The 11517-nt window shown below is 72.1% G+C and carries 13 protein-coding genes; 7 read left to right on the top strand and 6 right to left on the bottom strand.

The features are described 5' to 3' along the window. Together ACFVYA_RS47815 and ACFVYA_RS47810 are read right to left on the bottom strand one after the other, a co-directional pair. A partial coding sequence (locus ACFVYA_RS47815) for a DUF305 domain-containing protein (RefSeq protein ID WP_387055031.1) occupies positions 1 to 419 on the bottom strand: 419 nt, incomplete at its 3' end. 26 nt (positions 420 to 445) lie between these two features. Further along, entirely contained in the window at positions 446 to 1378 is a 933-nt protein-coding gene (locus ACFVYA_RS47810; protein WP_387055029.1) for a DUF1996 domain-containing protein, read from the bottom strand. 215 nt (positions 1379 to 1593) lie between these two features. Here ACFVYA_RS47810 and ACFVYA_RS47805 point away from each other — a divergent pair, with 215 nt between their 5' ends. Continuing rightward, positions 1594 to 3318, top strand: coding sequence for a discoidin domain-containing protein (locus tag ACFVYA_RS47805; RefSeq protein WP_387055027.1), 1725 nt, complete (start codon positions 1594 to 1596; stop codon positions 3316 to 3318). 7 nt (positions 3319 to 3325) lie between these two features. Here the strand turns inward: ACFVYA_RS47805 and ACFVYA_RS47800 are convergent, their stop codons facing one another. Further along, on the bottom strand, positions 3326 to 3676 hold the full coding sequence (locus ACFVYA_RS47800) for a VOC family protein (RefSeq protein WP_285991620.1): 351 nt from the start codon (positions 3674 to 3676) through the stop codon (positions 3326 to 3328). A 119-nt stretch (positions 3677 to 3795) separates the two neighbouring features. On the opposite strand from ACFVYA_RS47800, the gene ACFVYA_RS47795 reads away from it, so the two are divergent. The 4 genes from ACFVYA_RS47795 (at position 3796) to ACFVYA_RS47780 (ending at position 7050) form a co-directional block, all read left to right on the top strand. Then, entirely contained in the window at positions 3796 to 4590 is a 795-nt protein-coding gene (locus ACFVYA_RS47795) for a helix-turn-helix domain-containing protein (protein WP_387055024.1), read from the top strand. A 322-nt stretch (positions 4591 to 4912) separates the two neighbouring features. Continuing rightward, positions 4913 to 5347, top strand: a complete 435-nt coding sequence (locus ACFVYA_RS47790) for an XRE family transcriptional regulator (protein ID WP_387055022.1) — start codon at positions 4913 to 4915, stop codon at positions 5345 to 5347. 20 nt (positions 5348 to 5367) lie between these two features. Next, positions 5368 to 5958 (top strand): hypothetical protein, encoded by a 591-nt coding sequence (locus ACFVYA_RS47785; RefSeq protein ID WP_387055020.1) that lies wholly within the window; start codon positions 5368 to 5370, stop codon positions 5956 to 5958. A gap of 9 nt (positions 5959 to 5967) precedes the next feature. Further along, a complete protein-coding gene (locus tag ACFVYA_RS47780) occupies positions 5968 to 7050 on the top strand; it encodes a hypothetical protein (protein ID WP_387055018.1) in 1083 nt (360 codons plus the stop codon). A gap of 13 nt (positions 7051 to 7063) precedes the next feature. Here the strand turns inward: ACFVYA_RS47780 and ACFVYA_RS47775 are convergent, their stop codons facing one another. Next, positions 7064 to 7576 carry a 2'-5' RNA ligase family protein gene (locus ACFVYA_RS47775; RefSeq protein ID WP_387055016.1) on the bottom strand — a complete coding sequence of 171 codons (513 nt, stop codon included), beginning with the start codon at positions 7574 to 7576 and terminating at the stop codon, positions 7064 to 7066. Between the two features lie 16 nt (positions 7577 to 7592). After that, entirely contained in the window at positions 7593 to 8039 is a 447-nt protein-coding gene (locus ACFVYA_RS47770) for a hypothetical protein (protein WP_387055014.1), read from the bottom strand. A gap of 128 nt (positions 8040 to 8167) precedes the next feature. On the opposite strand from ACFVYA_RS47770, the gene dinB reads away from it, so the two are divergent. Then, on the top strand, positions 8168 to 9358 hold the full coding sequence (dinB, locus tag ACFVYA_RS47765; protein ID WP_387055012.1) for a DNA polymerase IV: 1191 nt from the start codon (positions 8168 to 8170) through the stop codon (positions 9356 to 9358). A gap of 187 nt (positions 9359 to 9545) precedes the next feature. Here dinB and ACFVYA_RS47760 read toward each other — a convergent pair whose 3' ends face one another. Further along, a complete protein-coding gene (locus ACFVYA_RS47760) occupies positions 9546 to 10427 on the bottom strand; it encodes a class I SAM-dependent methyltransferase (protein WP_387055010.1) in 882 nt (293 codons plus the stop codon). 217 nt (positions 10428 to 10644) lie between these two features. Here ACFVYA_RS47760 and ACFVYA_RS47755 point away from each other — a divergent pair, with 217 nt between their 5' ends. Then, on the top strand, positions 10645 to 11055 hold the full coding sequence (locus ACFVYA_RS47755) for an Lsr2 family protein (protein WP_387055008.1): 411 nt from the start codon (positions 10645 to 10647) through the stop codon (positions 11053 to 11055). Positions 11056 to 11517: the final 462 nt, after the last annotated feature.

Below are 11517 nucleotides of genomic sequence, written 5' to 3'. Positions count from 1 at the left end.
CCGTTCGCCTGTTCGCCGCCGGCCAGCACGACGAGCTGGGCGGCGTGCGCCCGCAACAGGGGGACCAGCCGCCGGTCGAACGCGGCACCCTGCTCGCTCCGCAGCGCGACCAGATCGGCCGCGGTGACCATGCCCGGCATCCGATGTCCACCGTGGACGTCACTCGCGGGCAGCCCGGCCCGGTCGCGGACGGCCCGCAGGCGGGCCAGCAGCCGTTCGTGCGGGCCGGTGATTTCGCCGGCCGCCGAGCGGACCGCCGGGCTCGCTGCGTGGTCCGGCGCGAGCCGGGCCGCCGCCAGTGCGTTCTCCGTCATCGGCACGACCAGCTGCAGCCAGGCCACGTCGGTCGGGTTGAGGGCCGCGGGTACGGGACCGGTGGGGGCGGTGGTGGCGCATCCGCCCATGGTCAGTGCCACCACCGCCCCCACCCCCAGGGCCCGCCGGCTCACGGCCGGCCGGGCAGCCGGTAGTTCGGCCCGAGCACGCCGCCGCGGTCCGGCTTGTAGAGGTCGAACCCGTGCGGATCGCATTGCAGGCCGCCGTTGATGCAGTGCGTCACCAGCGCCGCCAGCGTCTCGGGGTCCCACGCGTTGAAGAAGTCGTAGTGCCACGAGTACCCGCGTCCGCTGGCCAGGTGCACGCCGGACATGTCGCCGCTCACCGGGAACGCCATCTTGAACTCCAGCATCGGCACGGCGACGGGGTGATCGGCCGGGCACGTCAGCGTCGCCCGGTCCGGGTACGCCAGGTGGCTCTTGTGGTCGGCCGAGTCCAGGTGGACGCCGTCCCAGCAGCTCGGGGCCTGGTAGCGGATGTTGAGCTGGCTGCCGGCCACGCACCGCACGGGGATGTCCCAGTTGTGGAAGCTGTCCCCGCACTCCCAGCCCTCGATCGCGCCGGGCGCGTGCTGGAACTCGTCCTGCGTCGCCGTGACGTTCCCGGCGACGTACCGCAGGCCGGGCGGGAACGGCACGACCTTCGTGTAGTCGAGGATGCCGGACTTGTAGTAGACGACCTGCGCGAAGTTCGGCAGCACCACCTGGTTCCCGTTGTACACGGTCGGGAACCAGTACGCGGACAGGTCGTCCGGCGCCAGGCAGGTCGTGTTGCCGACGCCGGCACGCTGCAGGGACTGCAGGGTGGTGCCCGCGTTCGTGGTCTTGTTGCCGAGGAACGTGTGGTCGTGCGAGGCGCCGGGCAGTCCGGGGAAGACGATCGGGTCGTCCGGCTGGTGGTGACTCGGGGAGCAGTTGACCTGGAACTCGTGGTGGGTCACCAGGTCGTCGGCCCCGGCGGGCGACCAGGTGGCCGCGGTCAGGAAGGCGCCTGCCAGCACGGTGGCGGCGGTGCAGGCGAGGAGCGCGGCTTTCGTTGCCAAGGGTCCTCCACGGTGAGGGTGCCAAGGATGGGAGAGCGCTCTCCCACAGCATGCGCAGCTCGGTGCGAACCTGTCAAGAAGCACCCGATTCCCCGGTAGGACAGTCATTGTCGGGTTTGCCGGCGATCCTTGACAGCGCGGGGGAGTGTGCCGAACCATCGGTCGCGCTGGAGAGCGCTCTCCGAGTGCCGTTCCCCTGTCGTACGGGAGTCATCGTGGACCGACCGTCGCTCCTCCGCGCCGTCCCGGCGCTGGTGGCCCTGCTGGTGCTGGGCCTGCTCGCCGTCCCGTTCCCGGCGCAGGCCGCCACGCTGCTTTCCCAGGGCAGACCCGCGACCGCGTCGAGCAGCGAGGGGGTCGGCACACCGGCGTCGGCGGCCGTCGACGGCGACCCCGGTACTCGCTGGGCGAGCGCCTGGAGCGACCCGCAGTGGCTGCAGGTCGACCTCGGTGCGCCCGCGGACATCAGCCAGGTCACCCTGAACTGGGAAGCCGCCTACGCGACTGCCTACGAAATCCAAGTCTCGGACGACGCTGCGTCCTGGCGGACTGCATACAGTACGACGACCGCGGTCGGCGGGATCCAGACGCTCGCCGTCACCGGGCACGGCCGGTACGTGCGCCTCTACGGCACCCATCGCGTCGGCGGCTACGGCTATTCGCTCTGGGAGTTCCAGGTGAGCGGTACGCCGGGACCGCAGGACGGCTCAGGCGTCACCCGGGTGACCGGCACCCAGGGGAACTGGCAGCTCACAGTCGACGGGATACCGTGGACCGTCAAGGGACTCACGTGGGGCCCTCCGGTCGGCGAAGCGGCGAGCCGGATGCCCGAACTGCACGCGATCGGCGTCAACACCGTCCGCACCTGGGGTACCGACGGCACCACCCGGCCACTGCTGGACGCCGCCGCGGCCAACGGCGTCAAGGTGATCAGCGGCTTCTGGTTGCAGCCCGGAGGCGGCCCGGGCAGCGGCGGCTGTGTCGACTACACGACGGATACGAACTACCGGAACACGATGCTCGCCGAGATCCGCAAGTGGGTCACCGCCTACAAGGACCACCGTGGCGTGCTGCTGTGGAACGTCGGCAACGAGTCGATCCTCGGGATGCAGAACTGCTACTCCGGGGACCGCCTGGAGCAGGAGCGGATCGCCTACACCCGCTTCGTCGACCAAGCCGCGCAGGCGATCCACGCCATCGACGCGAACCACCCCGTCACCTCGACCGACGCCTGGACCGGCGCGTGGCCGTACTACAAGGCGTACGCGCCGAACCTCGACCTCTACGCGGTCAACTCCTACGCCCACGTCTGCCAGGTGAAGCAGGACTGGCTGGCGGGCGGCTACACGAAGCCGTACGTCATCACCGAGACCGGCCCGGCGGGCGAGTGGGAGGTGCCGAACGACGGCAACGGCGTGCCCGCCGAGCCCACCGACCAGCAGAAGCGTGATGGCTACGTCAGCGCCTGGAACTGCGTGCTGGCCCACCCCGGGGTGGCACTCGGCGCCACGCTCTTCCACTACGGCACCGAGGGCGACTTCGGCGGTGTCTGGTTCAACATCACCACGGGCGGCGAGAAGCGGCTCTCCTGGTACGCCGTCCGGAGGCTCTACAGTGGACAGACGGGCGGCAACACGCCGCCGGTGATCACGTCGATGAGCCTCAGCCGCGGCACCGACGTCCCGGCGGGCAGCACGTTCACGGTGACGGCCGGGGTGTCCGATCCGGACGGTGACCCCATCACCTACACCATGGGCTACAACAGCAAGTACATCAACAACGCCGCCAGCCTGATCCCGGCTTCGTGCACCGGGAACGGGACGTTCACCGTCACGGCGCCGCAGCAGCCGGGCGTCTGGAAGCTCTACCTCTACGCGCGGGACGGTCACGGCAACGTCGGCATCGAGACGCGCTCGCTGCGCGTGATCGTCCCGCAGTGACTTGTCGTCAGCCTTCGGCAAGGCAGAAGAGGTGTCCTTCGGGGTCCTGCAGGACGGTCCAGTCGCCGCCGCCCGGCTGGAAGTCCGGCTTGGTGGCGCCCAGCGTCAGGAACTCCTCGACGGCGCCGGCGAGATCGCCGACCCGCAGGTCGAGGTGGGCGTGCTTGGCGGCGTCCGGCCAGGCGGGGCCGCGGTAGCCCGCGACGCGCTGGAAGCCGAGGCCGACCGGGCCGCCGCCGAGCTGGACGGTGTCGTCGTCGGTGTGGGTGACTTCCCAGCCGAGCGCCTTGGCGTAGAAGGCGGCGAGCGCGGCCGGGTCGGCGCAGTCGAGGACGACGGTGGTGAGTTCTGCGGGCACGGGATGACTCCTGTTCGTTGTGCTTTCGTCGGGTGGCAGCCTGCCCGCCGTCCCGGGGCGCGGTCTTGAAGATCCTTGCGGGCCGGAAACCGTCGTACCCCCGGCGTACCGTCCGGCTCGTGCGTGAAGCAGTCGAAATCGTGGCCCGCCCCGGGTATTCGGTGAACGTGGTCCGGTGCGCCGACGACCACACCGGCTGGTCGGCGGCGGAGGTGTCGGCCGGCCACCGGATGGTGCTCGTGCGCCGGGGCCGGTTCCGCCGGCGCGTCCGCGGCGTGGTCGCGGACGCCGACCCGACGGCGGCCTACCTGGCCGAACCCGGCGACGAAGAGCGCTTCGCGCACCCGGCGGGCGGAGACGTCTGTACGTCGGTGGAGTTCGGCGCGTGGTTGTGGCGCCGTCTCGCGGGCGACCGGGCGGGGCCGTCGACGGTGTACGTCGACGGCGCGCTCGAGCTCGCCCACCGGCGCGTGGTCGCCTCGGCGGCCGACCCGGACTACGCGCTGGCGGAACAGCTGCTGGCGCTGGTGGGCGGCGCGATCACCCAGGCGGCGCCGGCCTCGACACCGGCGTCGCCGGGTCGGGGCGACGACCGCGCGATGGTCGCGCGGGCCCGGGAAGCGATCGTGGCGGACGACCCGGCGGCGGCCGGGCTGTTCCCGCTGGCGGAGTCGCTGGGGGTGTCGCCGTACCGGTTGAGCCGCGCCTTCCCGCGCGAGCTGGGCGTTTCGCTGACGCGCTACCGCAACCGGGTCCGGGTCGGCCGGGCCCTCGAGCGGCTGGAGGCGGGGGAGCGGGAGCTGGCCGTGCTGGCGGCGGACCTCGGCTTCGCCGACCAGGCCCACCTGACCCGCACGGTCCGCGAACACACCGGAGCACCACCGGCGGCCGTGCGGCGGCTGTTGGCGCGGTGAGGGGGGTGGGGCGGCGGCGCGGTGAGGCGGTGTTGCGGCTGTTGGCGCGGTGAGGGGGGTGGGGCGGCGGCGCGGTGCGGGGTGAGGACCAGCGCGGTGAGACGGTGTTGCGAGAAGGGGCGGCGCAGGCGGTGGGGCTAGGCGCGTGGTCACCCCCAGCGGCCACGTGAGTCACCCGCGGGCCGCTGCGCCACCCCGGGCCGGTGTCACGTTTCCGAAACACCGGACCGGAGTATCGTAGTCTTTCCGGCACAGGATGTGTCAAGTTTTCGGAACAGCTACGCTGTCCGGTGTCACGTTTCATGGCTGCAGGTGGTGTGTGGTGAGTGAAGAGCGCAGTTTCGCCGAACGGCTGGCGCACCTGATCGCGAGCGTGCACCCGCCGGACCGCAAGCCGTACTCCTACCGGGAGATCGCGCACGGCGTCGCCGAGCAGACCGGTGTCACGATGTCGGCGACCCACGTCCAGCAGCTGGCCGTCGGCGCGCGCAAGGACCCGAAGCGCTCGCACATCCAGGCGCTCGCCCAGTTCTTCGGCGTCCCGGTGACGTACTTCTTCGACGAAGAGGTCGCCGGTCAGGTCGACCGGCAGGTGGAAGACGTCGTGGCGTGGCGGGACAGCGAGGTGCGGAACCTGGCGCAACGGGCCATGCAGCTCTCGCCGCGCGACCGCGAAACCGTGACGGCGCTGCTGGATCAGCTCAGCAGCTACGACGAGACCCGGCGTCGCGCCGGCCGGCGGCGGAAGCCGGAGTGACTCCGGGTGGCTCGGCTACGATGACCTCGTCCGTGTTCGCGCCCCGGTGCACCCGGCTGGCGCCCGGTCACCAGGGAGGACCCATCGACGAGCGCGGCCTGCCGGCCCTCCGCGACCGGGCACGCGTGCGCGTGCGGACAGTGCTCGCCGCCGTCCCGCTCCCGCGGCCGTGGTCGATGAACGCCTGGGTCGACGGCCTCGAAGCGTGGCGGGGGCGCGAGATCGACCTCGTCCCGATCGCGTACCGGCCCGGACAGCCCTCCGGTGCGTGGCAGGCCCGCCCCGGCTACGACCTGATCGCCTACACCGAGCGGACGTCGGCGCTGCACCAGGACCACATCATCGCCCACGAGCTGGCCCACATGCTGTGCGCGCACACCGGAACCTGCCTGCTGTCGGAGGCCGAGGCCGCCGAGCTCGCCCCGGACCTGGCGCCGCGGGCGTTGTCGCACCTGCTCACCCGCGTCACGACCGGGACCGACGAGTACGAGGCCGAGCTGATCGCCGTGCTGCTGATGAGCGCGGCGACGAGCGAGCCACCCGCCGTTCAGCCGGGCGCGTCCGGCCGGGCGGCGGACCAGGCTAGGCGGCTGGCGGCACTGCTGGGATAGTCGCGTCCCGTGATCGACATACTTTTCGTCGGAGTGGGGCTCTTCGCCCTGTTCGCCGGAATCTGGCGAGCGGCCCGCGCGCGGCGCACCGGCGCGGGCGCGGGCCTGGCCGTCTCGCTCATCGCGCTGGGCGCGGCGTTCTGCTTCCTGTCGAACCGGGCGCAGCAGTTCGAGAGCGAGCTCTACCCGAGCCTCGGCCGGCTGCTGTCGAACCTGGCGACGATGGTCGCGGCGTACGGCATCGGCCTGACGGTCGCGGAGATCAGCGGCACCCGCGACCGCGGCCGCCGCACCCGGCTGGTCGCGCTCGGCGTGGCGCTGACGGTGCTGGTGGTGACGTTCTTCAGCACCTCGGGGCTGCCGCGCGGCGTCGGCCTGTTCGACGAGCTGTACCGCACGCACCCGACGCTGGTGGTCTACGTCTTCACCTACACGGTGTACCTGGGCTTCGCCGTGCTCGACATCGGCTTCGTGGCGGCGGTGACGATCCGGGTGAGCGGGGGCGCGCTGCGCGCGGGCCTCGCGCTGTTGCTGCTGGCGTCGGCGTTCGCGGTGGCCTACCTGGGCGGGAAGGTGGTCGGGACGATCCGCGCCCTGCAAGCCGATCACCCGGTCAAGGCGTTGTGCCGCGGGCCGTTCTCGACGCTGCCGTGCGCGCTGGACGTCGGGTTCCCGGCGGTGTCGGTGCTGCTGATCGTCCTGGGCCTGACGATCCCGGCGGTTCCGGGCCTGGCGGCTTCGCGGCGCGACGCCCGGACGCTCCGCCTGCTGGAGCCCCTGCGCGCCCATCTGACGCGGCGATTCCCGGAGATCGCCCGCATCGATCCGGCGGGGTCGTCCCGCCGCGAGCGGCTGCTGACGGCGATGAGCGAGACCAACGACGGCTTGATCCTGGCCGGCGCGACCCCGGACCTGCCGCCGGCCACGGTGGCGAGACTGGTGCGCGACCTGCCGGACGAGCCGTCCGAGACGGAGCCGCCGCCCACCGCGGCAACGGAACCGTTCGCCGCGGACGTGGCCCGGCTGCGCTCGATCGCCCGTGCGTACCGGAAGCCGGCGGGAACGACGGCGGCCGAGACCACCCGTCAGTGAAAGGTGGCGTCGCTCAACCGCGGAAGGGTGCTTCCAGCCGCGGCTCCCAGCCGCCGTCCGTGAGCGCCACCAACTGCAGCGCCTGCGCGCGATCGGTCAGCGGCAGCAGCGGCCGCACTTCCTCGGCCACTCGTGCGAGAGCGTCTTCCGAACCGCCCATCGCGACCGTCAGGTGCGCGGCCGGGCGCGGACCGAACCGCCCGCCGTACGGCTGAACCTCCGGCCACCGAGCGCACACCGCGTCGGCGATCGCCTGGAGCGCAGGAGCCTCGAGAGCCACGAATCCCGGCGTCACCACCAGCTCCGTCAACCGGACGTCCGGAGAGGGCACGGCGGCCGCCGCGGCGCGGACCTCCGCCAAGACCTCGTCGGTCAGCGACGCGTCCGGCAAGAACGGGTACAGCGCCGTCACGTGGGCAGGCACGCCTGGACGGACCAGAGCGGGATCGACCCGCCGGGCCGCGGCCAGCGCCGGCTCGGCGGCGGGCAACAGGATCAGCAACGCGGTGGTTCCGGGCGCGGGCACCCCCGCATCATGGCAGTCAGGCGACGGCGATCTCCGGGAACCGCCCGGACCGGGCCAGCGCAAGGCTTCGCCGGCACAGCTCCACGAGCTCCCGGTTGGCCCGGCTGCGCGGCATCACCCCGCAAAGCCCGCACCGGATGGTGACTTCGCCCGCCAGTTCGTCCACCGCGACCAGCGCCTGGTGGTCACAGCGACGGCACCACCGGTACCCGATGGCGGGGTTCGTGTGCACCGGCGACGCCACGCAGTCGTGCAGCCAGCGGCGGTGGATCCGGCACGTCACGCGGTCGGTCGGATCCAAGCCGCCGGCGTCCTCCACGCGGTCTTCGCGCGTCAGGGTCGCCGCCAGCAGTGGCTGCCGTGGTGCCGCCGGCCGGTCCTGCGGGTTCGGCGCGGCCCACGCGTGGTGGTCGCCGCATCGGCACTTCTCGGTCATGTCGCCCCCAGTGGTCGGGTCGTTCATCGGGTCGAGTGTGAGCGGGGCAACAGAGTGCGGACAACCGGGAAAGCGCGCAATTTCGACCGGCGGCACGTCACCCGCGGTAGGCGGATGAGCGGACTTCGGTGCGCGGGTATGCGAACATATGTTCTATGACCGACGAGGGGCCCATCCTGCACGCCGACCTCGACTCGTTCTACGCGTCGGTCGAACAGCGCGACGACCCGGCCCTCAAGGGGCGGCCGGTGATCGTCGGCGGCGGGGTCGTGCTCGCGGCGAGTTACGAGGCCAAGGCCTACGGCGTGCGCACCGCGATGGGGGGCGCGCAGGCCCGCCGGCTGTGCCCGCACGCGGTCGTCGTGCGCCCCCGGATGTCGGCGTACCTCGCGGCCAGCCGGGCGGTCTTCGAGGTCTTCCACGACACCACGCCGTGGGTGGAAGGCATCTCGATCGACGAAGCGTTCCTGGACGTCGGGGGCCTGGCCAGGATCGGCGGGCGGCCGAGCCGCGTCGCCGAACGGCTACGCGCCGCAGTCGCCGAGCGGTCGGGGCTGCCGATCACCGTCGGGGTGGCGCGGACGAAGTTCCTCGCCAAGGTCGCCAGCCGTGTCGCCAAGCCCGACGGCCTCCTCGTCGTCCCGCACGACGGCGAGCTGGACTTCCTGCACCCGCTGCCGGTTTCGGCGCTCTGGGGCGTCGGCAAGGTCACCGCCGAGAAGCTGCGGGCCCGCGGTATCACGACCGTCGGCCAGCTGGCCGCGTCCGAACACGTGGACCTCGTCGGCCTGCTCGGCCGGGCCGCCGGGTCGCACCTGCACGACCTGGCGCACAACGACGACCCGCGGCGCGTCGAGCTCGGCACGCGGCGGCGCTCGATCGGCGCCCAGCGGGCCCTCGGGCGAGGCAGGCGGACCCCGGCCGAGCTCGACGTCGTGCTGGTCGCGCTGATCGACCGGATCGCCCGCCGGTTGCGTGCCGCCCGCCGCGTCTGCCGGACGGTGACGATCCGCCTGCGCTTCGCCGACTTCTCCCGCGCCACCCGTTCGCACACGCTGACCGACCCGACCGCCGGCACCGGCGTGCTCCTCGCCGCGGCGCGGGAGCTGCTCGTCGCCTCGCTGCCGCTGATCGCCGACCGCGGGATCACCCTGCTGGGTGCGGCGCTGTCCAACCTGGCCGACGAAAACCCGTTCCAGCCGGCCTTGCCGTTCGAACGGCAGCGGGCGGGCGAACTCGACACCGCGCTGGACGCCGTGCGGGACCGGTTCGGGAAGGCCGCCGTCACCCGGGCGGTGCTGCTCGGCCGGCCGGACGACCTCGAAGTGCCGATGCTGCCCGACTGAGGTTTCCCGGCGGGCGGCCCAGGACCTGCCGGCCAGGGCGGGCGGGCAGGCCGGGCAGGGGGGCCAGGACGGGTAGGGCGGGCGGTGGCTGCTGCGGCGACGGTGCGTGCGCCGGCCTCCGCCTCACCTGCGGGCGACACCGGATCCGGCCCTGCTGCGAAAGCCCCACCACGCGGCGAAAGTCCGGTCAGCCGGGCCGGCGCGGAAGGCGCGCGTGCGCCAGCGCGGAAAGCGCGGCGGGCCGCAGCGCGTCGGTGCGCCGCCACAGCCGCGCGGCGACGCTTTGCCGCTGCCCGGCCTGTTCGAGGACGTCGAACCCCGCTTCGCGCAAGAGCTCGGCCAGGGCCGCGGGGGAGAGGAACGTGCGCCACGGCTCGCCCTGCGCGGCGGCCACCGGCCCGACGGCTTCGGCGTAGCCGTCCCCGGCCGCGTCGCGCAGTTCCGCCGGCAGCAGGTGATCGGCCACGATTTCCGATCCCGGCGCGAATCCGCCGAGCTCCCGCAATGTCGCGGCAATCGCCGTCCGCGTCAGGTAGACGGTGACACCGAGCCAGCTGACGAACACGGGGCGAAACGGGTCCAGTCCACTCTGGACGAGCCGTTCCCGCAGTCGTTCGGCTTCGAAGTCGACCGGGACGAAGGTGACCGAAGCCGGTTCGGTGAGGCCGGCGCCGGCCAGCAGTTCCCGTTTGACCACCTGGGTCGCCGGGTGGTCGACCTCGAACACCCGGAATCGTCGCAACGTGGTCCGATACGCGAACGAATCGAGCCCGGCGCCTAGAATCACATACTGGTCTATACCGGAATTGTCGCGCATCAGGCGCGCTTCGGCGAACCGGCTCCGGCACGCCGCTTCGGCGCGGGCGCCGGCCAGGATCGGATGGGTACCGTGGAGCCGGTGGTAGGCCAGGAGTTCCTCGGCGCGGTCGCCGAGCAGCCGGGCCGCAAGAGTATCGGAGAAGATGAGTGGCTCGCTGTCGACTAGCAAATGTGCCGCTCGCGCGGCCGCGGCCGTGAAGGCGGTGTGGCTGACGCGGGGAGCATTAGCGGGAAAACCGGATGGGCGCATACCGCCACGGTACCGATTCGATTTCGAACATATCACAAAATTGAATCTTCGACAAGACGACGAGCATTTCGGCTCCGTTGCGGTCACTCTGGACGCGGGCGAGCCGCTCGCCCGGGCGGCCATTGTGGACGCTTCAGGGTGTCGCGCGTGCCGGGCATGATTCGACAGGTTAGGGTCAGTCCGACCGTGTTCTGGAGAAGATGAGGAACGACGAATCATGGCGCAACGGGTGCAGGTCCAGATGGTGGACGACCTCGACGGCAGCGAGGCTTCGCAGACCGTCCCCTTCAGCCTCGACGGGGTGACGTACGAGATCGACCTGTCCGAGGAGAACGCCTCCGCGCTGCGGGACGAGCTGGCTCGCTACGTCGGTGCCGCACGGCGCATCGGCGGCCGCAAGGTTCGCCTCGCGACCGGCCAGTCGCTGTCCGGCCTGTCCGGCTCGGGCACCGACCGCGAGCGCAACCGGCAGATCCGCGAGTGGGCGCAGGCGAACGGCTACGAGGTTGCCGAGCGCGGCCGCCTGTCCAGCGAGATCATCGCCGGCTTCGAGGCCGACCAGGCCGCGGCGGCCGAACCGGCCGAAGCCAAGCCGGCGCGCAAGCGAGCGACCCGCAAGAAGTCTTGAAAGCCGTGCCCGTGCCGGCGAAGCCGCGCCAGTAGGCGCAGCTTCGCCGGCCGGCTGCCGCCTGACCGGGTTCAGGTGGCGTTCGGTATTCCCTTCGTGCCTCGCTGTCACGCATCCGGTTCGATGTGGACCGCGGCGCCGGTTCCCGGCACCGCCAAACGGGCATCACGCCGTCCGGCGGGCGCCGAAAGCTTGTCGGAGAGCGGCTTCGATGGCCAGACTGTCAGTGTTCCGCGCGGCCGGTACCGCTGCGGAGCACCGGTCCGGTGGTCGCCTCCTCCCTCGATGGCCACCGGGCCGCCTCCTTTTCGCGCCGTGACCGCCGTCGACGAAGCCGCGGCGCCACGGCCCGCCCTGCTCCGGCTCGTTGCCGCGCTCCGCCATCCGGGCGCCGACGTTCCTTTCCGATGGACATCTGTCGCGGACAAGCGCACACTCGGTCTTCTCCATACCGCATACAAT

Origin of the sequence: Amycolatopsis sp. NPDC058278, assembly GCF_042881395.1 — a bacterium.
GTDB lineage: Bacteria > Actinomycetota > Actinomycetes > Mycobacteriales > Pseudonocardiaceae > Amycolatopsis.
This window is presented reverse-complemented; position numbering and strand designations above follow the sequence as displayed.